The following is a 23,700-nucleotide window of genomic DNA, read 5'->3' as shown; positions in this document are numbered from 1 at the left end:
ATCATCACAAAATTAAAACAGCGTTTCATTTTTATTTGTTTTTTCTTCTCCCGCCCTCTATGCTTGTCTCAACGGCGTTTTTTAACGCGTGAAATCAGCATACAGAGGTGCATATGGTACTGAACGCCTTTGACCTTACGGGCAAGGTCGCTATCGTGACGGGTTGTGATACCGGGCTGGGCCAGGGAATGACGCTGGGCCTTGCGCAGGCCGGGTGCGATATCGTCGGCGTGAATCGCCGGATCCCCCATGAAACCGCAGAGAAGGTTCAGGCGCTGGGCCGACGCTTTACCGCTATTCAGGCCGATCTGAGCCGGCAGGATGAGATTGAAACCATTGTCGATCGGGCCGTGGCCGCCATGGGCCGGGTAGATATCCTGGTCAACAATGCGGGAACCATCCGCCGCGCCGATGCGCTCTCCTTTAGCGAGAAGGACTGGGACGAGGTGATTAACCTGAATCTGAAGTCGGTGTTCTTTCTTTCGCAGGCGGTCGCCAGGCAGTTTATTCAGCAGGGTGACGGCGGGAAAATCGTTAACATTGCCTCAATGCTCTCCTTTCAGGGGGGGATTCGGGTACCCTCCTACACCGCGTCAAAAAGCGGCGTACTGGGCATTACCCGCCTGATGGCCAACGAATGGGCGGGGCATCGCATCAACGTTAACGCCATTGCCCCGGGATACATGGCCACAAACAATACCCAGCAGCTGCGTGAAGACGCCGAGCGCAGCAAAGCGATTCTCGATCGTATTCCGGCCGGGCGCTGGGGCGTGCCTGATGACCTGCAGGGGCCGGTGGTTTTTCTCGCCTCCCGGGCGGCGGATTACATTAGCGGCTTTACGCTGGCGGTAGATGGCGGCTGGCTGGCACGCTGATGTTTTTGTGACAAAGAGTTACACCGTCACCTCTTCCGCACACTGTATAAAAACCCTATACTGTATGAATTGACAGTTTAGGGTGTTTATCATGACGGCGGAAGGCCACCTCCTCTTCTCTATCGCCTGTGCGGTATTTGCGAAAAACGCGGAATTGACCCCCGTGCTGGCTCAGGGCGACTGGTGGCACATCGTTCCTTCCGCCATCCTGACCTGTCTGCTGCCGGATATCGATCACCCTAAGTCGTTTCTCGGTCAGCGATTAAGCTGGATATCAAAACCGATAGCGCGCGCCTTTGGCCATCGCGGCTTCACCCATAGCCTGCTGGTAGTCTTTGGCGCGGTCGCGATTTTCTCATTGAAAGTACCGGAAAGCTGGATAGTGCCGGCAGATGCGGTTCAGGGCCTGGTTCTTGGCTACCTCAGCCATATTCTCGCCGACATGCTCACCCCGGCAGGCGTTCCGCTGCTCTGGCCCTGCCGCTGGCGTTTTCGCCTGCCCCTGCTTGCACCGCGCAAGGGTAACCAGCTGGAGCGCGCGCTGTGTATGGCGCTGTTTATCTATGCCGTATGGATGCCGCAAAACGTTGCCGAAAACAGCGCCATTCGCTGGTCATCGGACATGATTAATTCTTTGCAAACCACCTTTAATCGCTTAATTAGCCACCAGGCTGGACGATAAACCAGCGAATTATTCAATTGGTTATAATCAATTCCATTTGAATATAAGTAACGAATAACGCCTTCTGCTACCCTTGCCGTCATAAGAGTTGGTTATTGACCAACCCGGTAATAAAAGATATCAGGAGAACGGGGATGAACTTTCCATTAATAGCGAACGTAGTCGTGTTCGCGGTTTTACTGTTGGCGCTGGCCCAAACCCGCCATAAACAGTGGAGCCTCGCTAAAAAAGTGCTGGTCGGTCTGGCGATCGGCGTTGTCTTCGGCCTGGCGCTACAGCTTATCTATGGTTCCGACAGCCCGGTGCTGAAGGATTCTATCCAGTGGTTCAATATCGTCGGTAACGGCTATGTTCAACTGCTGCAAATGATCGTCATGCCGCTGGTTTTCGCCTCCATTCTGAGCGCGGTCGCCCGTCTGCATAATGCCTCGCAGCTGGGTAAAATCAGCTTCCTCAGTATTGGAACCCTGCTGTTCACCACGCTGATTGCGGCGCTGGTCGGGGTGCTGGTCACTAATATGTTTGGCCTGACCGCCGAAGGGCTGGTTCAGGGCAGCGCGGAGACCGCCCGCCTCAACGCCATTCAGAGCAATTACGCCGGTAAAGTCGCGGACCTGAGCGTCCCGCAGCTGATCCTCTCTTTCGTACCGAAAAACCCGTTTGCCGATCTGACCGGCGCGAACCCAACGTCGATTATCAGCGTGGTTATCTTCGCCGCGTTCCTCGGCGTCGCGGCGCTGAAGCTGCTGAAAGATGACGTCGCCAAAGGCCAGCGCGTACTCACCGCCATCGACACGCTGCAGAGCTGGGTAATGAAGCTGGTGCGCCTGGTGATGCAGTTAACGCCGTACGGCGTGCTGGCGCTGATGACCAAGGTAGTCGCGGGCTCTAACCTGCAGGACATCATCAAGCTCGGCAGCTTCGTTATCGCCTCCTATATTGGTCTGGGCATCATGTTCGTGGTGCACGGTCTGCTGCTGGCGGTCAACGGCGTGAGTCCTCTGAAGTATTTCCGTAAAGTCTGGCCGGTATTGACCTTCGCCTTTACCAGCCGCTCCAGCGCGGCGTCTATTCCGCTGAACGTGGAAGCGCAAACGCGTCGCCTGGGCGTGCCGGAGTCTATCGCCAGCTTCTCCGCATCGTTCGGCGCCACGATCGGGCAGAACGGCTGCGCGGGCCTCTATCCGGCGATGCTCGCCGTGATGGTCGCCCCTACCGTCGGTATTAACCCGCTCGATCCGCTGTGGATTGCGACGCTGGTGGGCATCGTGACCGTCAGTTCCGCCGGGGTCGCGGGCGTGGGCGGCGGCGCGACCTTTGCCGCCCTGATCGTCCTGCCGGCGATGGGCCTGCCGGTCACGCTGGTGGCGCTGCTGATCTCGGTTGAGCCGCTGATTGATATGGGCCGTACCGCGCTGAACGTAAGCGGTTCCATGACCGCCGGTACCCTGACCAGCCAGTGGCTGCGTCAAACCGATAAAGCTATTCTCGATAGCGAAGAGGACGCGGAGCTCGCGCACCGCTAAGCGGGCCCGCACTTCAGGTTGTTAAAAACAAAAAACCGCTGATTTTCAGCGGTTTTTTTATTGTGCCCGGCACATTCAGGCGTCGATTTCACCTTCCTGCCTCATTTGCGTCGCCCAGCGCTGCGCCGCTTCCGGCACGTTAAACGGCGGGGAGCGACGAAAATGTTCGTCTATCAGCACAAAAGCAACGTATTTACCCCGCAAAACCCAAACGTCGCGAAAACCATCCATTTTGACGGCGTGTTCCGGCGGCGCAGGCTCGACTCGCGGCACGTAGCTAATGACCTGACGATTTTGTTGGCGAAGTGGTTTCATCACAAATAGATTCACTAAACACAGCGGGAAACAGAAACCCCTATCATAGCCGAAAAAGCCCCCTTTCGTCGCCCCCAGCTTGCGGCCCTTTAGTAGTAAAACTCTTATAAAAATATATTCTTGAAATGATGTTCTACAATTAGAAGGGTTTTGGTTTAGCAACGACCATTTTCAGCAATGAAAGCAGGAGCGAGCAATGTCTGATAAACACCATAACCCGCAACCCCATCAATCACCGGTTCACGACGACCGGGAAGCAAAACCAGGTCTGGATGCCTTAGCCCCCGAAGACCAGAACTGGCGGCCCACGCCGCATCCCACCGCTCCAGGTGAAGAGCCGACCGCCCCGGGCAGTATGAAAGCCCCGGATACGCACAGCGAAAAGCTCGATGCCCTTGAAAAACAGCGTAAAGGCGGCGAGGATTTTGCGCTTACCACCAATCAGGGCGTACGCATCGCAGACGACCAGAACTCGCTGCGCGCGGGCAAACGCGGCCCCACGCTGCTGGAAGATTTTATCCTGCGCGAAAAAATCACCCATTTTGACCACGAGCGCATTCCTGAGAGGATTGTCCATGCCCGCGGCTCCGCTGCGCACGGTTATTTCCAGGCGTACAGCGATTTAAGCGATATCACCAAAGCGGCTTTCCTCTGCGATCCGCAGAAAAAAACGCCGGTCTTCGTCCGGTTTTCCACCGTTCAGGGCGGCGCAGGCTCCGCCGATACGGTGCGCGACATCCGCGGCTTTGCCACCAAGTTTTATACCGACGAGGGCATCTTTGACCTGGTCGGCAACAACACGCCGATCTTTTTTATTCAGGACGCGATCAAGTTCCCTGATTTCGTCCACGCGGTCAAACCCGAGCCGCACTGGGCCGTCCCGCAGGGGCAAAGCGCGCACGATACGTTCTGGGATTACGTCTCACTGCAGCCCGAAACGCTGCATAACGTGATGTGGGCGATGTCCGACCGCGGACTGCCCCGCAGCTACCGCACGATGGAAGGGTTCGGCATCCACACCTTCCGCCTGATTAACGCGGAAGGTAAAGCCACCTTCGTACGTTTTCACTGGAAGCCGGTCGCGGGCAAAGCCTCCCTGGTATGGGACGAGTCGCAAAAGCTGACCGGTCGCGATCCCGATTTCCACCGCCGTGATTTATGGGAAGCGATTGAAGCCGGCGATTATCCTGAGTACGAGCTGGGCTTACAGCTGATCCCGGAAGAGGACGAGTTTGCTTTTGATTTCGATCTGCTGGATCCCACCAAGCTGATTCCGGAAGCGCTGGTCCCGGTGCAGCGCGTCGGTAAGATGGTCCTCAATCGCAACCCGGACAACTTCTTTGCCGAAAACGAACAGGCGGCCTTCCATCCAGGGCATATCGTTCCGGGGATAGACTTCAGCAACGATCCGCTGCTGCAGGGCCGACTTTTCTCCTATACCGATACGCAGATCAGCCGCCTCGGCGGGCCGAATTTCCATGAAATCCCGATCAATAAACCCACCTGCCCGTACCATAATTTCCAGCGCGACGGCATGCACCGGATGGATATTGATACCAACCCGGCAAACTATGAACCTAACTCCATCAACGATAACTGGCCGCGGGAGACGCCGCCGGCCGCTAAACGCGGCGGCTTTGAATCCTATGCCGAGCGGGTTGACGGGGAAAAAATTCGCCAGCGCAGTCCGTCGTTTGGCGAATATTACTCGCAGCCCCTGCTGTTCTGGCGTAGCCAGACGCCTATTGAGCAGCAGCATATTATCGACGGATTCAGCTTCGAGCTGAGCAAGGTCGTCAGGGAGTGGATCCGCGAGCGGGTGGTCGATCAGCTGGCGCATATCGACCTGCAGCTGGCTCAGGCGGTGGGTAAAAATCTGGGTATTGAGCTCACCGACGAACAGCGCAGCATCACGCCGCCGCCGGATGTTAACGGTCTGAAAAAGGATCCTACGTTAAGCCTGTACGCTATTCCCAGCGGTGACGTAAAAGGCCGGGTGGTAGCGGTACTGCTTAACGATCGTCCGGTCGCCAAAGAGCTCCTGACGCTGCTCAAGGCGCTCAAAGCGCACGGGGTGCATGCCAAATTACTCTATTCCCGAATGGGGAAAGTGCAGGCCGATGACGGCACCGAGCTGTCGGTGGCCGGGACCTTTGCCGGGTCGCCATCGCTTACCGTGGACGCGGTCATTGTTCCCGGCGGCGATCTGCAAAGCCTGAGCAACAATGGTGATTTCCACTACTACCTGCTGGAAGCCTATAAACACCTGAAGCCGATTCTGCTGGCAGGCGATGCCCGGCAGTGCAAAGCGCCGCTGCAGGTTGCCAGTCAGGGGGAAGAAGGCATCGTTGAGACGGACGCCATCGATAATTCGTCGGTGGATGCGCTGATTACCCTGATGGCAGCGCATCGGGTGTGGTCGAGAAGCGCCAAAATCTCCGCGATCCCGGCGTAAAAAAAGCCCGGCATTTCTGCCGGGCTTCTCACTTCTCTTTACTTACACATCGCGATAGGTGCCGAGCCGGTAGCCGCGCTCGGCAATCGCATACTTCAGCGACTCGGCGGTGAGCACGTCCAGTTCGGTCAGGCGCGGGTAGCAATAGGCGCTACCCATAATCGTGTTATCAACGAACGCCGGGTGGCACATCACCTCCAGCGATCGCTCATCACGCTGGATAGAGGCATCCAGGGTTTGCAGAAACAGCGCTTCCGAAACCCCTTCCCCGTAAAACTCGCTGGTAAACCCGTCGCTGCTGCGCGCCGCATCCTGCGCTAAACCTGACAGCGTCGCCAGCTGCCGATCGATCCGCAGCGCCCCCCCCTTCTCGCGCGCAAAGGCCGCGACGATGGGGTAAATCTGCGCAATCATATGCACATGGTGATGGCTGTCGATATGCGTCGGCTCATGGCCAAACAGCTCGACAAAGCGCCGGTACTGGCACTCCAGCTCGTGCGCGATCTCATCCAGCGGCAGGCTATCCTCTTCCGCCATCTGCCAAATCCACTTACCGAGACGACCTTCGCGGGTTAAGCCCGGCATCGCCGACAGCGGTTCGCCCAGCGTCAGGACAAAGTGCATCCCCACCGCCAGCTCAGGGACGCAGCGGCTAAGCTGGGCAGCGTGGCCGATCGCCGCGCCGTTGACCAGCGCCGTCGTGGAGGTGACCAGACCGTTCTTGCAGGCTTCGATAATGCCGTAGTTTTGCCCTTTGCTGAGGCCAAAGTCATCGGCATTGACGATTAACACGCGTTCCATAAGCCGCTCCCGTTACTGTTTCAGTTTTTCGATAGTCGCCGCAAAGTTTGGCAGCCACTGCTCGTGCGCAAGGATCATCTCACGCGCCAGCTGTTCTGCGTCACGATCGGAGTGGATCAGCGGGCTCAGGTTAAGCGCCAGCAGCACGTCATCCAGTTTACCGCTGATTGCCGCTTCGCTGGCCGCGACTTCAAAGCCTTTAATGGTGTAAATCAGTCCCAGCACTTTTTCGTCGAAATGCGTGATGCGCGGCGTCGGTTTCGCACCGTCGCGACCCAGCGTACAGGTCATCTCGACCGCCCAGTCGGCCGGGATGTTATCCACGTGGCCATGGTGCGGCACGTTCACGTAATGTTCGGCCTGCTTATCATTATAAATGGCGTTAATCACTTCACAGGCCGCGTCGGAGTAATACGCCCCGCCGCGCTGTTCCAGCTCTTTTGGTTTAACGTTCAGATCCGGATCTTTGTACAGCTCAAACAGCTGTTTCTCAACCTTCTGCACCACCTGCGCGCGGGCGCCGCCTTTGTAGTACTCGCCCATTTCAATCGCCAGCATCTCTTTTGGCTTAAAGTAGTAGAGCAGATAGGAACAAGGGATCAGGCGCAGCGAACGGAGCAGCCCTTCGCTAAACGGCAAATCAAAGATATTTTTCACCGAGTTTGCGCTCAATCGACCCGACGCCACGCCGTCAAGCAGCTCGTCAAAGCGCGAAACGCCGTTGACCAGCACATCCCGCACGAACACCAGATGGTTCAGACCAAACAGATCGATATTGAGCTCATCGCTCGGGCTCAGCTTCAGCACATCGGTGATAAACATCTTCATGCCGATAGGAATATTGCACACGCCGATAAAGCGCTTAAAGCCGGTATGACGATAAACCGCTTCGGTCACCATGCCCGCCGGGTTGGTAAAGTTAATCACCCAGGCGTTCGGACAGACTTCCTGCACATCTTTCACAATGTCAAAAATGACCGGAATGGTGCGCAGACCTTTAAACAGTCCGCCCGCGCCGTTGGTTTCCTGGCCTAAATAGCCGTGGCTCAGCGGAATACGCTCATCCTTTTCGCGCGCCTTAAGCTGGCCGACGCGCAGCTGGGTGGTGACGAAATCGGCGCCTTCCAGCGCCGCGCGGCGATCGAGGGTCTTGTAGACTTTCATTGGGACGCCGGCTTTTTCCACCATGCGCTGGCACAGCGCGTGGATAATATCGAGCTTTTCCTGCCCTTCCGCGACGTCCACCAGCCACAGTTCGCTAATCGGCAGTTCATGATAACGCTTCAGGAATCCTTCCAGTAATTCCGGGGTATAGCTGCTGCCGCCGCCGATAGTCACTACCTTCAATTTCTGGCTCATCTTTTTCTCCCTTGCGGATAGCGCGTATGCGGCACCCGCTCTCCGTTTAAATACGGACAGTTAATTTGAATATTTAGACCGCGCGGACTATTCCGCGCCCGGTTAATTAATACTGGTGAGGTGTTTCCGATAGCTGCTGGGGGTAAAGGAAGTCAGCTTCTTGAATGTTTTAATAAACAGACTTGGGCTACTGTACCCCGACTCATAGGCGATATCGGTCACCGAGTAGTTGGTTATCTCCAGCTGTTTTTTGGCGAAGTTGATGCGAATATCGTTAATCATCTGCATCGGCGTTTTGGCATAATAACGCTGGGTCGCCCGGGTTAAGTATTCCTGAGTTTTCCCGGAAAGCTCGACCATATTTTCCAGCGCCCCCTCGCCAAATTTAAGCTTATCGTGCATACCCTCAACGGTATTTTTTAACCATTGCGGAATAACGTCTTCCGTAGGTTCTTCACGATAATGCCGCAAACGATTCAGGGTGTAAAAAGACACCAGCTCGATAAATTCGTCGAATTCAGTTTCGCGAAAATTCAGTGATGCAATAACCGACTCAATATAACTGAGAAAAGTACTTTTAACGGCATAGACCTGTGAGGCGACCAGACCAAACGGCAGCAGCGGCAGATAGTGTTTCTCAAAGAAACTTTTGCTGATGCCAACGTTAAGAATGCGCGTCGCACCAAATTCATAAAAACTCTGGTGATGCGACCCCATTGGGATGAAGACAAAATCCCCGCGCTCCAGCAGCACCCGCTTGCCATTAATAACCTGATAATAGCGCCCGGTTAAAACGATGGTGTACTCGTAGTAATCATGCTGGTGAAGCCCGCTTACGCTCTCCGTTTTGTTATAGATGACCACATGAAAATTCTTGCCGTTAAAGAGTTGTTGCTCCCGGGCGGTACTGATTTCAGTGGTCATCATCTTTGGCTGCCTCATCGTGTCGATGACCTATTGTACCTTCTCGTGCAGCTCAATCAATTCGGCAACCAGCTCACGAGCCAGCATTGAGGTCATCAGATGATCCTGCGCATGAACCAGCACCAGGCTCACCTTCATTTTGCCTTCACCCTCATCGCTCTCAATCAGCTGCGTCTGCACAAGGTGCGCTTCGCTCAGCGCCATGCGCGACTGTTCCATCATCGTTTTCGCCGCCTCGAAATCTCCCTGCTTTGCCTGCTTCAGCGCGGCATAAGCCAGGCTGCGCGCTTGGCCGGAGTTGATAATCAGCCCCATCACCACCTCTTCGAGGTCGTTTACCGCGGTCTCTTCTGCTGCGATGTTATCCAGATCAAACATAATGACTCCCTTATTTCCAGGACGGTACGGGAAATCTCCCGTACCGCTCAATGTTAGAATTTCAGTGCGTTAGCGATATCTTCTTCGCTCTCTTCCTGCTCAATGACGCCCTGCGCTTTGTTGGAAATCACCACAAACGGCAGGTAGACCAGGGTGGACACGGCAAGGTTGAACAGGGCCAGCAGCAGAGCGGCTACGCTACCGTTGGTGTTAAAGAAGGCGCCTAAACCGGTCGGCATGGTCCACGGCGCGATATTGGTAATCGGCGGGATGATGCCCAGGGTATAAGCCGTCATGGTGATAGCCGCCAGCAGAGGCTGAATCAGAATGAAGGGGATAAACATCACCGGGTTCATAATGATCGGCAGACCGAACAGGATTGGCTCGTTAATCTGGAAGATGCCTGACGGCAGCGCCAGTTTCGCCACCTGACGATGATCCTCACGACGTGAAGCGATAAAGATGGCGATGATTAAGCCCAGAGTCGCGCCGGTACCGCCAAGGAAGATGTAGGAATCCAGCATCGGCTTGGCCCACATATGGAAGCTCTTACCCGCGGCCAGCGCGGCCTCGACGGAACCGTACTGCTGGTAGGTTGCAATGTTTTCCAGCGCCCACGGCGTCATGATTCCGCTATCCAGCGCTGACAGCGCCAGCGACCCGTGTACGCCGAAGAACCACAGCAGCGAGGTGAAAATGACGTATGCCCAGCCTACGACGGCGCCCATTGAAGCCAGCGGCGTGGAGATAGTGTCCATGATGATCTGGTGGAAGTTAGTCCCCCAGTGGGTCAACGCCCAGGAGATAATCCCCATAATCGAGAGGATAATAAAGGCCGGGATAACCGCAGAGAATGAACGGGAAACCGAAGCCGGCACGCTGGACGGCAGCGTAATCACCCAGTTACGATGAACGATAAAGGTGAACATCTCGGCAACGACCAGACCGATGACAATACCAGAAATGATATTGGCGCCGCCTAACCAGTTCGCGCCCACGGCGTAGGCTTCACCGACGCTATAAGGCGTGACGGTCATAAATGCCGCAACGGCCAGTAAACCGGCGGCCATCGGGTCTACTCTCCGCTCCTCAGCTAAAGCGGAGCCAATAAAGAAAGGCGCCATCAGCGACATAATGCCAAGCGTACCGTTATAAACGTTACCGCCGATAGCTTTAAAACCGTTAAGCGTTTCTATTGTAGACGCATCCAGACGGATGCCCATTGAATAAAAGAATGAGCCGTCGCCAAAGCTCAAAAATACGTTGTTAATTAAAACAAACATCGCCCCGGCTAGCGTCAATGGCATTAACTTAATAAAGCCGTTTTTAATTGCATTGACGTGGGGCTGCCTTCCTATTTTGACGGCAAAAGGCAGGAGTACCTTTTCAAGCGAGTCAATCACTTTACTCATAATAAATACCCTTTAAGGCCGCAATATAGTCACTGCGGCAATGATAGATGAAATTACTCTTTGACGGGAAAATAAACTCTGGGTATTTCGGACAGCGAGCAGCTAAAACACACCCTCACGAAATTCTAACCGCTGCTATCCGAAATATGTCGAGTTTTAAAATAAAATTATTGTGCAGCAGCTTTCTTAATGGCCGCAACGGCCGCTTTCAGAACACCTAAACCATCGATCTTACCGTACAAAACAGAATCAATGACTTCTACGGGTTTATTTGGCAGTAAACGCTGAATGTCCGGCAGCATATAGGAAATTTGTGGGCCTAATAATACGACATCCGCATCAGGTCCTTTTTCACCGGCTAAGGTCTCCGGAAATGCTTCAATAATCACCGGCACTTCATACTTCTCGGCCTGGGCACGCATTTTCGATACCAGCAGTGATGTCGACATCCCAGCAGAACAGAACAGGTAGATATGTTTCTTTTCCATGAACGCTTCCTCAATTTGTGTGACCCGGTCCTCTCTGCAGCATTGATGCCTGAGAGGCGGTAAGAGATGTTTCTTTGAATTAGTATTGTTTATGCATTGAGTATACGGCATCGATCGACAGCAGGATAATTCCTCCTTGAACAGAATTGTCTCTCATTGACCTCGCGTTTTGACTGCCTTCACATTTCCCTCAAATAATTCGCGCAATTAAATAAGCATCAGAACTCATAAAAAAACCCGACCAATGGTCGGGCTTTCGTAGGAATCAGCACTATGGCGGGGCGTTACTTACTGTTGCGTGGGTCGGTATCGTACTCGGCGCAGGTCTGATAACCAGAATTCATCACGCGGCCAGTTTCATCCAGCGCAACGAAGTAGGTTTCAATTTTACCATCGCGTTGACCCAGGATATATGTCTGGCAGGTACCGCGCGCGTGGATCATGGTGACTTCTGATGAAGGTTTACCGGCAATTTGCGCAACCTGCGCGCGGGTCATGCCTTTCTTAACGTCTTTAACCACGGGTTGAGTGAACTGATCTTTCGTACGGTCGTAGGCCGTACACCCTGCCAGCAGGGTCAATACTGCTGCTGCGCCCAGAAATCCTGCAAAATGCTTATTCATATACCATCCTCTTTTTTTTGGCGTGTTAATAAGCCTGGAATAAATATCGTTATTTTTCAAGCCGAAGGTGGAAATGAAGCGAAATTAAGAGCTTTCCAATAATAAATCCCCTCTTGTTGAGGTTGCCTGCTTTTGCTTCACTCAAAATTGTGATCCTTGTCGTTTTACCGGCAAAGAGGTAGGTTAAACCACTGCTGATTGGCAAACAGATTCACTTCCCGGAGGGCGCAATGACGCTACAACAAGAGATTATTCAGGCGCTGGGCGCAAAACCCCAGATCGATGTCGAAGCCGAGATACGCCGCAGCGTAGACTTTTTGAAGGCCTATCTTCAGAGATACCCTTTTATTAAATCACTGGTCCTCGGCATCAGCGGCGGCCAGGATTCAACGCTAACCGGTAAATTGTGTCAGTTAGCCATCAACGAACTGCGTGCCGAAACCGGTGACAGCAGCCTGCAGTTTATTGCCGTGCGCCTGCCCTACGGCGTGCAGGCGGATGAGCAGGACTGCCAGGACGCTATCGCTTTTATTCAGCCGGATCGCGTATTAACGGTCAATATCAAAGGCGCCGTGCTGGCCAGCGAACAGGCGCTGCGCGAGGCCGGGATTGAACTTAGCGACTTTGTTCGCGGTAACGAAAAAGCCCGCGAACGCATGAAGGCGCAGTACAGCATCGCCGGAATGACCCACGGCGTCGTGGTGGGTACCGACCATGCGGCGGAAGCCATTACCGGATTCTTCACCAAATACGGTGATGGCGGTACGGATATTAACCCTATCTTTCGCCTTAACAAACGCCAGGGCAAACAGCTGCTGGCCCAGCTAGGCTGCCCGGAGCATCTGTATAAAAAACTGCCGACCGCCGATCTTGAGGACGACCGCCCCTCCCTGCCGGACGAAATGGCGCTGGGCGTGACCTACGAAAATATTGATGATTATCTGGAAGGCAAAGCGCTGGATGAGAAAATTGCGAAAACGATTGAAGGCTGGTATTTGAAAACCGAGCATAAACGCCGGCCGCCGATTACGGTCTTCGACGACTTCTGGAAAAAGTAATTCGCCTCTCCCCCCTCCGCCCCGACCCGGTTCGGGGCGATTTTTTATCCTTTTCGCCTCTTCCTTCGGCTGCTATACTGGATAAATAACCAGCATCAGGAGCAAAAGTGGCAAGAAGGCAATCCGCCCCGCGTCTCGAATTTGAAGCGGCGGCAATTTATGAGTATCCCGAACATCTGCGTCCGTGGCTTGAGGCTTTGCCCAGGCAGCCGGGGGTGTATCTGTTCCACGGCGAAAGCGATACCCTACCGCTCTATATCGGGAAAAGCGTGAATATCCGCAGCCGGGTGTTGTCGCATCTGCGCACGCCCGACGAAGCGGCGATGCTGCGCCAGTCCCGGCGCATAACCTGGCAACGAACGGCGGGAGAGCTGGGCGCACTCTTATTAGAGGCGCAGCTCATTAAAGAACAGCAGCCGCTATTTAATAAGCGTCTGCGGCAAAACCGACAGCTATGTTCATTACGCCTGGCTGACGCCCGTCCGCAGGTGGTGTACGCCAGCGAGCTGGATTTTTCCCTGCAAAGCGATCTCTATGGTCTTTTTGCCAACCGCCGCGCGGCGCTGCAGGCGCTGCAAAAAATTGCCGACGAGCATCGCCTGTGCTACGGATTAATGGGCCTCGAGCCGCTCAACCGCGGGCGGGCCTGCTTTCGTTCGGCGCTCGGCCGCTGTGCGGGCGCCTGTTGCGGAAAAGAGAGCGTTGAAGCACACCAGCAGCGTCTGGTCGACAATATGCAAAAGATGCAGCTGGTATGCTGGCCCTGGGCCGGGGCGATCGCGCTGGAAGAGAGCAGCGAGGATATGACCCAATACCATATTATTCAAAACTGGCTTTGGCTCGGCGCGGTAGAGTCTCTGTCGCAGGCGTCATCACTCACGCGCCTGTCGGCCAAATTTGACCATGACGGTTATAAAATATTGTGTAAGCCGCTGCTCAGCGGCCGCTATAAGCTCCATCCTCTGTGAGGCGAATGTCAGCCCCGATGCGCTATCGGGGCAATTACCAGCCGCCCCCGCCGCCGCCGCCCGAGCCGCCTCCGGATGAACCGCCTCCGGAGGAACCGGAGCCGCTGTAACCTGAACCTGATGATGAACCGCTCCCTGAACCGCTATCCGGCGTTGACATAGAGGCGGTTCGGCAGGCTTCGCTGAAGTGGCGGACGCTTCCCCAGTCGGCGCCGGCAAACGCATGCGACACGGCGCCTGTACTACTCAGGTAGTGGGCAAAGGTATTTGCCCATGTTTTCCCTACGCCAAGCGCCAGGGCAACCGGCAGCAGCGCTTCAAAATGGGAAATCATCTGCTCGGGCGGATAGATAATCTGATAACGATGCTTTTCGGCGGTGCCCAGATAGCGCATCAATCCTTTCGCGATAGCCAGTTCATCAAGCCCGCGCTGCGTATAGCGAGGCGTTTTCCAGGCAACGAAAACGCAGAGCACCAGCGCGGCAATAAGCGCTCCAATGTATCCTGACGGAAGCTGGGTGATGGGCAGTATACCAAAGAGAAAAATCCCGCCTCCCAGCGTCGCGAAGGGGCCGAAGATCGCCAAAAAAAAGAGCGGCACCGGCCCCCAGGCACGCCACATTTCCCGCGGGCGGCATATAAAGCGCAGCAAACAGGCGAGCATCGCTCCGCCAATCAGCATAAAAACCGCGGCCGGTATCGTCAGCAGCGCGGCCTCCGTATTAACCCAAAGACCGCAGGCCACCGGCACCCACAGCGCAATGTAGATGCAGCGCCGCAGCGGCTGCCCCCATTTGCGAAATAATTTATCCCGCTGCGCTTCACAACGCTTTTCCTGCTCTGCACGCGCTGTCTGCATCGATCGCTGATGGGCCTTGCTGAGATCGATATTTTTTTGTTTACCTTTAAAGAGCGTACTTAATAGCTGCCTGTCATCATAGTTTAATTGCCGGTTTCCCTCGACGGGCAAACGGGTCAGCCGCTGTTTTACGCCGGCGTTCGCAAGCCACGGGTTAGGGGTGTGTTGACTGTCCCCGCTGACCGCCATTCCGCGTTTAGCCACCAGCGCTAATAAATCGCTACTAAAAGCCACATCATCATATTTACGCCGGGTGATAAAACGCAGGTAGCCCGGAGACATGCCGGGAGGCGGCGAATAAAGCGCAATGACCGGCGGCATTTTTAGCCCGGCTTTGGTGACGTTTTTTCGCCACCACATCAGGTAATAAGCGGCCATCAGCAGCAGAGGTAGCCAGACCACGCAGGTTTTTAGGGTGGGGATAAGGAGATGCACCAGCGGCAAAGCGGCCTCCGGCGCCGGAGCGTCGGCAAGGATCGACCGAGGCCAGGTATAGACAACGGTCAGCCCCTCCCCCCGCGCCAGAGGCCGCAGGGTGCGTACGCTACCGTCAGGAAGCACCTGCGCGTTGTGTTCTTTCGCCCCTGCGACGCCGGTATAAACATCAAGCGATCGCACTCTGGCGTCCTTAGCGTCGGCGTTGAGATTTCCGGCGGCGTCCGGCAGTTCAAGACGAAAGCTGGCCTTGCTAATTGGCCACGCCCAGTCATTGCCCGTCACGTTCCAGTAAAGCTCATCCCATTCGGGGAAGCGGCTGAAATGGTTGCTGATTTGATAGCGAATCTCGTAGTTATAGATCCCTGGTTTCAGGACCCGTTCGCCGCTGCCAATGCGTACCGTCAGGTTTTTTTCTGCTTCATCAAGGCTAAACGGCTCGGGCACGCCATCGCGCGACACCGACTCGATCGCGTAATACACGCGAAAGATCTTGCCGTCCTGGCGGTTCCAGGTCAGGGGCAGCGTACGGAAAATCCCCCGCCGAATCTGTCTGCCCAGAGAAAGTACTTTGATATTTTCCCGCATCTCCATGCTACCGTCCGGGTTAAAGCGCGCCCGGGCATCGAAAGAGAGGATATGTTCATACGCTGGAATAGCGTCAGCGGGAAGCTGGGAAGCATCCTTGATGATGATCATGTCGCCGGCGGCAAAAGTCGCGCTGATGTTCAGAAGCAGCAGCAGGACGAGGGTGCGCAGCCCTCGAAAAAGTAAATTCGCCATTTCATCACGCCATCCGCGGTGATTTAGCTTCTTCTGGTGAGTCCAGCTCGAAGAAAACTTCCGTTTGAAAATTAAACAGTCGCGCCAGCAGCAGGCTGGGGAAAGACTCGACCAGGATATTGAAATCGCGCACCGTACCGTTGAAGTAGCGGCGAGCCATCTGCAGCTGCTCTTCTATTTCGCTGAGAGATTGCTGTAAGGCAAGGTAGTTTTCGCTGGCTTTAAGTTCCGGGTACGCTTCGCCGAGCGCGAAAACGCGCCCTAGCGTACCAGAGTACTGGCGTTCGCTGTCGGCGATCTGTCGGGTGCTGCCGACCAGTGCGCCGCGCTGGCGGGAGATCTCTTCCAGCAGTTCTTTTTCATGCTGCGCATAGCGTTTCACCAGGCTCAGCAGATTCGGCGCCAGGTCGTGGCGGCGCTTAAGCTGTACGGCAATGCCGCTCCAGGCTTCGTCCTTGAAACGTCGCAGGGAGATAAAGCGGTTATAGGTCATCACGACCCAGATGAGGACGACAACGAGGACGGCGAGGCCGATATACATTTCCATATGCAAGATCCATGAGCAGAGTAGGCTTTAGACCAGGACACCAGAGTCCGTGGCGATGGCACTCATACTGGCACATTCGTCCCTGCCGGGTAAATCAGCTTGTCGCTACAGATAAAGAAAAACCGCCGGTCCTGCCCAAAGCCTGTTGGCGTTATTGGGCAAGACCGGCGGTCTTAAGTCAGCGCGCTGAGTTATTCAGCAGGTGCAGGCATTTTACCTTCCGGCGCTTTACGATCTGTCAGATGCTTCTCAAAATTGGCATTGAACTGCTTTTTCTGTTCCGGCGTCAGAATGTTGTAAATCTTATTCTGGGTTTCCAGACGAGCCAGCGCCATCTCTTTATGCTGGGCTTCCATCTTATCAATCTGCGCTTCCGCTTTTGCCTTATCGAAGGTATCGCTGGCTACCAGCTCATGCATCGCGCGGCGCTCATCCAGGGACGGACGCTTCATGTTGTCGCGCTGGCTCTTCATAATGTCGCGGATTTGCGTTTTCTGCGCATTGGTCAGGTTCAGCCCTTTAAACATCATTTCATGTGGGCCCGCAGGTCCGCGCTTATGATGCATCATCGGCGCGTTATCGGTTGGGGTTGCAGTAGCGTCAGCCGCGTGGGCCAGGTTAGCCGCGCCCAGAGCCAGAGTAGAGGCAACAAACAGTGCAGTAATCTTCTTCATAGTTCAATCCTTACTTTGCGTTATTCTTACGGCGCGTTGCCGTGTTGACGAGATTAACTTTACGACGTTTATCGTCAATTAATCAGAGCAAGCGTAAAACATTGAAAGTGTAAAAAACATTTTCTCGCCAATTATGGAGAAAATAAGGAAAATGAGGGGATAAATGCAATAAAAAATAAATAAGCAACTGTTTTAATGGGAAATTATGAAGATTATAAATCAGCGGAGATTAAAAACAAAGCATTTAACCAGGAATAATCTGCAATCAATGGACAGAGCACGAAAAAATAAGATAGCTGCAGAAAAATAAACGCTGAAATAAATACCGCCGCCCGGACGGGCGACGGATTCACCGGAAGCGCTCCAGCATGAGCCCGGCGCGCTGGCCGAAGGCGACGCTGGGGTTGGGAAACAAAACGTACTCTTGATCCCTTTCCACTATGTAGCGGGTATCGCCATCCTCAGCAAGCAGCGTCCCGGCGGCAAACGGCGTAAAGTTCAGCGTCTGCGCCGACATATGCAGCCGGAAACTGTCGCTGCTGCGGGTAATTTGCTGTACCACCCTGTAGCGCAGCGGCGCGTGCGCCTCTTCCACCGCCACATCTCCCGCCAGCAGCAGCGACAGCGCGCGTTGAGTCGCCGCGAACAAGCGCAGATCGTTTTCGCCAAAAGGTAGCGCCTTGCCGAGCTCCAGCGTGCAGGAGCGCGCGCCGAAGCGTTCGCAGCTGAAATGGGTAAAAGTCCCGCCAGGCTGCTGATGAAACACCAGTGCCTCCAGCCCTGCCGCCCCTAACCAGCGCAAAAACGCTTCATCCCACGGCGTATCCCGCGCCGGCAGGACACCAAAGCGGGTATGCAGCGAACCGCGTATGGCGGTATGTAAATCCAGGTGCCAGCGCTCGCCGGGCGTCCCGGCATAAAATCGCGCCAGCGCATGCTCCAGCTGCCGGGCGCGAACGGTTTCATCGCTGACGCTAAAAGCGCGCCATCGCTCGCCGAACATCCGGTTGATATCGCTGTGCATATAGCGCTTGTTGGCCCGCAGCGCCGGAGGGTTACCAAAGATCGCCAGCAGCCGCCAGCGGAGCGGTATTTCCCCACGAAACAGCTGCCGCAGCAGTAAATCGGTGATTTCGACCGGTGCGGTTTCATTGCCGTGAAGCCCGGATGACAAAACCAGCGACCGATCGCAGGGTTCATGAGGAATGAGCTGCAGAATACCGCAGTCAATCCAGTGCCAGCGGAAATGCGCGGTTTGACCATGGAAATGGTGGGGCAGACGCCCCGCCAGAGTAAGTGCCAGAAAGTCGTCCACGACGCCTCCTTATTGCTGAAACGGATACACTGAGCCCAGGCGCAGGATTTGCGTTAAGCGGTCGAGCGCCTCGCGGCCTTCGCGCAGCAGCTGCGGATCCGCGAGATCGACCTGGGTCAGGCGATCGCGATAGTAGCGGTCTACCCAGTCATTAAGGGTGGCGAACAGCGTATCGTTCATCATGACCGCCGGATTCACCGCCTGTCGCTCGTCCTCCGTCAGCACCACCCGCAGCCTCAGGCAGGCGGGACCGCCGCCGTTGGCCATGCTTTCGCGCAGATCGTAAACCTGTAGCTCATCGATGGGGTTATCGCCCTCCACCAGCCGGTTCAGGTAGCGCCAGACGCCCGGGTGTTCCTGCGCTTCCAGCGGCAAAATCAGCCGCATCCCGCCTTCTTCTTTGCTCAGCAGCTGGCTGTTGAACAGATAGGTCGCCACCGCCTCTTCCACCGAAACCTGACTCGCCGGCACCACCAGCGGCGTAAAGCCGGAGACCTGCTGCGCCAGCTGCTGCAGGAGCTGCGGCTGGTCAACAAACGCCTGCTCGTGGCAAAACAGTACCTGCTGATTGCTTACCGCAATCACATCGTTATGAAACACGCCTTTATCAATCACCGCCGGATTTTGTCGGGCGAAAATCACCTGCCGGGGATTGACCTGATTCAGGCGGGCGACGGCCTGGCTGGCCTCGAGCGTCTGCCGCGCAGGGTAGCGCAGCGGATTATCTTCGCCCCCCTGCTGGCGGCCGTAAATAAACAGCTGCACGCCGGGCGCGCCGTAGTCGCCGCCGAGGCGGTTATGGTTTGCCGCCCCTTCATCGCCGAACAGCGATACCTGGGGCAGCGCGCCGTGTACGGCAAACCGCTGCTCATCGGGGAAAATCGCCCGCAGCAGCGCTTCGGTGGTCGGCGCTTCGCTGGCGCGATGGAATTTATCGTTCAGGTTGGCGACGGTCAGATGCACCCGGCCATCCAGCGAATCGGCCGAGGGCGAGACCGTGGCGGCGTTAGCCACCCACATCGATGACGCGGAGCTGACCGCCGAGAGCAGTTCCGGCGTCTGGCGCGCCGCCTTTTCCAGCACCTGCTCATCGCTACCGCTAAAACCGATCTGCCGCAACAGCGGAATGTTTGGCCGCTCCTGCGGCGGGATCAGCGCCTGCGGATAGCCCGCATCCGCCAGCGCTTTCATTTTTTTCAGCCCCTGCTTTGCCGCCAGCTGCGGGTTCGACACCCGATAGCGGTGCTTCGTCGAGGCTTCGTTGCCGAAAGATAAACCCGCATAGTGGTGGGTCAGGCCCGGCAGCCCGTCAAAGTTCACTTCCCGGGCTTTCATTGTGATGTCTCCTTACGGAAATTCAGCCCGGGGCTGAGGGTTGCCGGCAGCGCCAGCTCCGGTGATTCGAGACTGGCCATCGGCCAGGCGCAATAGTCTGCGGCGTACCACGCCCCCGGCCGGTGGTTACCGGAAGCGCCGGTACCGCCGAACGGCGCGGTGCTGGCGGCGCCGGTTAAGGGTTTGTTCCAGTTAACGATCCCGGCCCGCGCCTCCAGCAGCAGCTGGTCGAATTTGTCGCGTTCGGCGGAGATCAGCCCGCAGGAAAGCCCGAAACGGGTCGCGTTAGCGAGGGCAATCGCCTCATCGAAATGGTCATAGCGCCAGACGCAGAGCAGCGGCCCGAAGACCTCTTCGTCGGCCACCTGCGCCACCGCGCTCATCTCGATAATACCCGGCGTCAGCAGCGAGGTTCCGGCCTGCAGCAGGCGCGGCTCCAACAGGGTTTTTCCGCCGCTGGCCACATGGGCCAGCCAGGCCTGATGTACCTTTTGCGCGGCCTGCGCTGAAATTAACCCGCCGAGGAACGGCTGAGGTTCAGCGTCCCACGCGTCGGGAATCAGCGTTTGTGACACCGTCACAAGCCGCTGAAGAAACGCATCGCCGGCCTCGCCGCGTTTTACCAGCAGCCGGCGCGCGCAGGTACAGCGCTGTCCGGCAGTAATAAACGCCGACTGAATGGTCAGATGGACCGCGGCGTCGATATCCTGTGGGTCATCGACGATCAGCGGGTTGTTGCCGCCCATCTCAAGAGCGAGAATTTTTTCCGGCTGCCCGGCAAGCTGGCGATGAAGTTGAAAACCCGTCGCAGAGCTGCCGGTAAATAGCAGGCCGTCGATGTCCGCCTGGCCGCTCAGCGCTTCGCCGGTTTCCCGCCCGCCCTGGAGCAGGTTAAGTACGCCCGGCGGCAGGCCGGCTTCGGCCCATAGCTTCACCACCGCCTCGCCGCTTTGAGGCGTCAGCTCGCTGGGTTTGAATACCACGGTATTTCCCGCCAGCAGCGCCGGAACGATATGCCCGTTAGGCAAATGTCCGGGAAAATTGTAGGGGCCAAAGACCGCCAGCACGCCGTGCGGCCGATGGCGAAGCGTCGCCTCTCCGTCCGCCATCGCGGTCTGCGCTTCCCCCGTACGGCTATGATACGCGTTCACCGAAATGGCGATTTTGTTGATCATCGCGGTAATTTCCGTTGCTGCTTCCCAGCGCGGTTTGCCGGTCTCCTGGGCGATAATCCTGGTTAATTCACCTTTGTTCGCTTCCAGTAACGAAGCAAACTTTTCCGCTATCGCTTTCCGGGCGGCAAACGTCTGACGCGCCCACGCGGGAAACGCCGCGCGCGCCGCGGTGACCGCCAGCGCCACCTGCCCGGCATCGGCATCGTTGCCCTGCCACAGCAGCGCCTGGCTTACCGGGTTATGTTTACTACGGGCCGGGCCGCGACCGCTTTGCCAGTCGCCGTTAATCCATAAACTCATGATTTTTTCTCCTCAGGGCACAGACGAACCAGGCGAATCTGGTCGCCGGGGTGGCATTTCAGGGCATCCAGCTCGCGCGCGCTTAGCACCAGGCGGTCGCTCTCCGGGTCGGCGTGAACGAGCATGGCGCGAAACTGCTGGTACTGCTCATTAGCAACCAGACAGGCCGGCCACTCGCCCGGCGCGGGCTGGCCTTCAACGACGGTGACCAGCCGGCTTTTGCGAATGGCCCGCACCCGGTCAATTTCGCACTCCAGCGTCGGGCCGCCGTCGAAGATATCGACGTAGTTGAGATAGCGAAATCCCTCTTTCTCCAGCACCGCGCGTGCCGGCGCGGTTTGCGGATGGACCTCGCCGATGACCGCTCGCGCTTCGTCGCTTAAAAAGTCGATATACAGCGGGTGCTTCGGCATCAGCGCGGCGATAAACGCCTTCTGCCCGGTGCCGCACAGGTAGTCGGCGCGGGAGAACTCCATCGCGAAGAAGCGTTTCCCGAGACTCTCCCAGAACGGCGAGTAGCCGTGTTCGTCAATGACGCCGCGCATTTCCGCCACGACCTTATCGTTGAAGCGTTCGCGAAAGGCGGCCATAAACAGAAAACGCGATTTCGACAGCAGATAGCCGTTGCCCTCTTTACGCCATTTTGGATCCAGGAACAGCGTACACAGTTCGCTGCTGCCGGTATGGTCGTTACTGAGAAACAGCGTCGGCAGGGCGTTGTAGACGTTAAGCTCTTTCGATGCGTGCACCTGGGTACCGACGCGATAGTTGTACCAGGGGTCGTTAAGCCCCACGGCCACCTCAATGGCGCAAATTCCCGCTACCGCGCCGCTGGCGCAGTCCTCAAGAACGAACACATAACCCTGCTCGCTTTTCGGCAGCTCGCCGCGCCAGGTCATCTGCGAACGTTCAATGCGCGCGGCCAGCGTGGCTTCATCGGCCGGCAGCGACGTCAGGCCGCCGCCGGTCTCGCCCGCCAGGGTCATTAGCCCCGGCAGATCGCCTTTTTCTACTGGACGGATCACCATCATGATGAGACCCCCGCGAGAAAGCGTTTGCAGGCCAGTTCGAAGCGATCCAGCCCGGCGTTGATCTCTTCTTCGCTGATAATCAGCGCCGGAGCGAAACGCACCACGTTGGCGCCGGCGATCAGCATCATCAGCCCCTCTTCCGCCGCCTCATTACTGATGGTCTTCGCCTTGCCGGCATATTCATCCTTCAGCACGCAGCCGATAAGCAGCCCCAGGCCGCGAATCTCTTTAAACAGGCCGTAACGCGCGTTAATCGCGTTGAGCCGTTCGCAGAACCATTGATGGCGCTGCTTAACGCCGCTGAGCACTTCGCGAGTGTTGACGATGGCAAACACTTCTCCCGCCACCGCGCAGGCCAGCGGGTTGCCGCCGTAGGTCGTGCCGTGGGTGCCGACGGTCATTACGCTGGCGCAGCGCTCCGATGCCAGCAGCGCGCCGATCGGGAAACCGCCGCCCAGCGCTTTCGCGGTGGAAAGCACGTCCGGCGTCACGCCGTAGTGCATATAGGCGTACAGCTCCCCGGTACGGCCGACGCCGGTCTGGACTTCGTCGAAAATCAGCAGCGCGTTGTGCGCATCACACAGTTCACGCAGGCCGCGCAGGAAGTCCGCATCAGCAGGCACGACGCCGCCTTCACCCTGCATCGGTTCGACGATCACCGCGCAGGTATTGTCGTCGATCAGGGCCTTTGCCGAGTCGAGGTCGTTATAGATGGCGTGCTGAATCTGCGGCGGCAGCGGCGCAAAATCCTGCGAATAGGCCGACTGGCCGCCCGCGGAAACGGTAAACAGCGTGCGGCCGTGGAAGGCATTCTTGAACGCCACGATGCCGCTTTTCTCGCTGCCGAAACGATCGTGGGCATATTTGCGCGCCAGTTTTAGCGCCGCTTCGTTGGCTTCGGCCCCGGAGTTACAGAAAAAGACCCGGTCGGCAAAAGTGGCGTCAATCAGCTGCTTAGCCAGACGCAATACCGGCTCATTGGTATAGCCGTTACCGGTATGCCAGAACTTTTCCGCCTGCCCGGTCAGCGCTTTAACCAGCCGAGGATGTGCGTGACCGAGGGCGTTCACCGCAATGCCGCCGGCAAAATCGATATACTCTTTTCCCTGCTGATCCCACAGGCGTGACCCCTCGCCGCGTACCGGAATAAAAGCCGCTGGCGCGTATACAGGCATCATCCATTCATCAAAGTTGCTACGCGTAATTGACTGAGACATATCGACCTCTTCCGGTAAATAAAAAGTTTAAATAATGTTAATGAATATGGTTATTACGCTGTAAATGTAGATTGCACGGTTCGTGCCAGCCAGAGGTAAAAATGCATAAATCGAGGTCGTCAACGAAATATCAATAAGTTACGAAAGACCGTTATTCACATAAAA

The 23,700-nt window shown here is 56.4% G+C and carries 22 protein-coding genes; 6 read left to right on the top strand and 16 right to left on the bottom strand.

Annotated features, from left to right (window positions below):
- Positions 1-113 precede the first annotated feature (113 nt).
- From kduD to ACESQ2_RS06565, 3 genes are all read left to right on the top strand, one after another.
- Positions 114-875, top strand: a complete 762-nt coding sequence (kduD, locus tag ACESQ2_RS06575) for a 2-dehydro-3-deoxy-D-gluconate 5-dehydrogenase KduD (protein ID WP_014228989.1) — start codon at positions 114-116, stop codon at positions 873-875.
- Positions 876-966: 91 nt separating this feature from the next.
- Positions 967-1,557 carry a metal-dependent hydrolase gene (locus ACESQ2_RS06570; RefSeq protein WP_004850102.1) on the top strand — a complete coding sequence of 197 codons (591 nt, stop codon included), beginning with the start codon at positions 967-969 and terminating at the stop codon, positions 1,555-1,557.
- Between the two features lie 134 nt (positions 1,558-1,691).
- Positions 1,692-3,083, top strand: a complete 1,392-nt coding sequence (locus ACESQ2_RS06565; protein ID WP_014228987.1) for an L-cystine transporter — start codon at positions 1,692-1,694, stop codon at positions 3,081-3,083.
- Between the two features lie 75 nt (positions 3,084-3,158).
- Here the strand turns inward: ACESQ2_RS06565 and cedA are convergent, their stop codons facing one another.
- Entirely contained in the window at positions 3,159-3,398 is a 240-nt protein-coding gene (gene cedA / locus ACESQ2_RS06560; RefSeq protein WP_009653410.1) for a cell division activator CedA, read from the bottom strand.
- A gap of 196 nt (positions 3,399-3,594) precedes the next feature.
- On the opposite strand from cedA, the gene katE reads away from it, so the two are divergent.
- Positions 3,595-5,853, top strand: coding sequence for a catalase HPII (gene katE, locus ACESQ2_RS06555; protein WP_046878282.1), 2,259 nt, complete (start codon positions 3,595-3,597; stop codon positions 5,851-5,853).
- A gap of 42 nt (positions 5,854-5,895) precedes the next feature.
- On the opposite strand, the gene chbG is transcribed toward katE, so the two are convergent.
- The 7 genes from chbG to osmE all read right to left on the bottom strand — a co-directional run bounded on the left by chbG (position 5,896) and on the right by osmE (position 11,838).
- A complete protein-coding gene (gene chbG, locus ACESQ2_RS06550; protein ID WP_046878283.1) occupies positions 5,896-6,654 on the bottom strand; it encodes a chitin disaccharide deacetylase in 759 nt (252 codons plus the stop codon).
- Positions 6,655-6,666: 12 nt separating this feature from the next.
- The gene (locus ACESQ2_RS06545; protein WP_009653470.1) at positions 6,667-8,013 is read right to left on the bottom strand and encodes a 6-phospho-beta-glucosidase; all 1,347 of its coding nucleotides are present in this window, start codon (positions 8,011-8,013) and stop codon (positions 6,667-6,669) included.
- 102 nt (positions 8,014-8,115) lie between these two features.
- Positions 8,116-8,955, bottom strand: a complete 840-nt coding sequence (gene chbR / locus ACESQ2_RS06540) for a transcriptional regulator ChbR (protein WP_071532282.1) — start codon at positions 8,953-8,955, stop codon at positions 8,116-8,118.
- A 12-nt stretch (positions 8,956-8,967) separates the two neighbouring features.
- Positions 8,968-9,315 carry a PTS N,N'-diacetylchitobiose transporter subunit IIA gene (gene chbA / locus ACESQ2_RS06535; protein WP_004850090.1) on the bottom strand — a complete coding sequence of 116 codons (348 nt, stop codon included), beginning with the start codon at positions 9,313-9,315 and terminating at the stop codon, positions 8,968-8,970.
- A 53-nt stretch (positions 9,316-9,368) separates the two neighbouring features.
- Positions 9,369-10,727: a PTS N,N'-diacetylchitobiose transporter subunit IIC gene (chbC, locus tag ACESQ2_RS06530; RefSeq protein ID WP_004850089.1), complete on the bottom strand. Its 1,359-nt coding sequence runs from the start codon at positions 10,725-10,727 to the stop codon at positions 9,369-9,371.
- A gap of 167 nt (positions 10,728-10,894) precedes the next feature.
- Positions 10,895-11,215 (bottom strand): PTS N,N'-diacetylchitobiose transporter subunit IIB, encoded by a 321-nt coding sequence (gene chbB, locus ACESQ2_RS06525; RefSeq protein ID WP_004101340.1) that lies wholly within the window; start codon positions 11,213-11,215, stop codon positions 10,895-10,897.
- 284 nt (positions 11,216-11,499) lie between these two features.
- Positions 11,500-11,838, bottom strand: a complete 339-nt coding sequence (osmE, locus tag ACESQ2_RS06520) for an osmotically-inducible lipoprotein OsmE (protein WP_004850085.1) — start codon at positions 11,836-11,838, stop codon at positions 11,500-11,502.
- Between the two features lie 230 nt (positions 11,839-12,068).
- Between osmE and nadE the strand changes: the two genes are divergently transcribed.
- Together nadE and cho are read left to right on the top strand one after the other, a co-directional pair.
- Complete coding sequence (gene nadE / locus ACESQ2_RS06515) at positions 12,069-12,896, top strand: ammonia-dependent NAD(+) synthetase (protein WP_373170245.1); 828 nt, start codon at positions 12,069-12,071, stop codon at positions 12,894-12,896.
- 107 nt (positions 12,897-13,003) lie between these two features.
- On the top strand, positions 13,004-13,864 hold the full coding sequence (gene cho, locus ACESQ2_RS06510; RefSeq protein WP_004850082.1) for an excinuclease Cho: 861 nt from the start codon (positions 13,004-13,006) through the stop codon (positions 13,862-13,864).
- 34 nt (positions 13,865-13,898) lie between these two features.
- Here cho and ACESQ2_RS06505 read toward each other — a convergent pair whose 3' ends face one another.
- The 8 genes from ACESQ2_RS06505 to ACESQ2_RS06470 form a co-directional block, all read right to left on the bottom strand.
- On the bottom strand, positions 13,899-15,941 hold the full coding sequence (locus tag ACESQ2_RS06505; protein ID WP_373170244.1) for a DUF2207 domain-containing protein: 2,043 nt from the start codon (positions 15,939-15,941) through the stop codon (positions 13,899-13,901).
- Positions 15,942-15,945: 4 nt separating this feature from the next.
- Positions 15,946-16,488, bottom strand: coding sequence for a LemA family protein (locus tag ACESQ2_RS06500; RefSeq protein ID WP_373170243.1), 543 nt, complete (start codon positions 16,486-16,488; stop codon positions 15,946-15,948).
- A 191-nt stretch (positions 16,489-16,679) separates the two neighbouring features.
- A complete protein-coding gene (gene spy, locus ACESQ2_RS06495) occupies positions 16,680-17,162 on the bottom strand; it encodes an ATP-independent periplasmic protein-refolding chaperone Spy (RefSeq protein ID WP_368762632.1) in 483 nt (160 codons plus the stop codon).
- A gap of 349 nt (positions 17,163-17,511) precedes the next feature.
- Positions 17,512-18,477 (bottom strand): succinylglutamate desuccinylase, encoded by a 966-nt coding sequence (gene astE, locus ACESQ2_RS06490; protein WP_373170242.1) that lies wholly within the window; start codon positions 18,475-18,477, stop codon positions 17,512-17,514.
- 9 nt (positions 18,478-18,486) lie between these two features.
- A complete protein-coding gene (astB, locus tag ACESQ2_RS06485) occupies positions 18,487-19,812 on the bottom strand; it encodes an N-succinylarginine dihydrolase (protein WP_373170241.1) in 1,326 nt (441 codons plus the stop codon).
- Positions 19,809-21,287: a succinylglutamate-semialdehyde dehydrogenase gene (astD, locus tag ACESQ2_RS06480; RefSeq protein ID WP_373170240.1), complete on the bottom strand. Its 1,479-nt coding sequence runs from the start codon at positions 21,285-21,287 to the stop codon at positions 19,809-19,811. Before astD ends, astB begins: the two co-directional genes overlap by 4 nt.
- The gene (astA, locus tag ACESQ2_RS06475; protein ID WP_014228978.1) at positions 21,284-22,318 is read right to left on the bottom strand and encodes an arginine N-succinyltransferase; all 1,035 of its coding nucleotides are present in this window, start codon (positions 22,316-22,318) and stop codon (positions 21,284-21,286) included. The genes astD and astA overlap by 4 nt, the downstream gene beginning before the upstream one ends.
- Entirely contained in the window at positions 22,315-23,535 is a 1,221-nt protein-coding gene (locus ACESQ2_RS06470) for an aspartate aminotransferase family protein (protein WP_373170239.1), read from the bottom strand. Before ACESQ2_RS06470 ends, astA begins: the two co-directional genes overlap by 4 nt.
- Positions 23,536-23,700 lie beyond the last annotated feature (165 nt).

The sequence above is a fragment of the Klebsiella sp. Q11 genome (assembly GCF_964241505.1).
Classification (GTDB): domain Bacteria; phylum Pseudomonadota; class Gammaproteobacteria; order Enterobacterales; family Enterobacteriaceae; genus Klebsiella; species Klebsiella michiganensis.
The sequence above is the reverse complement of the archived record's forward strand: the minus strand, read 5'-3'. Positions and strand labels throughout refer to the sequence as shown.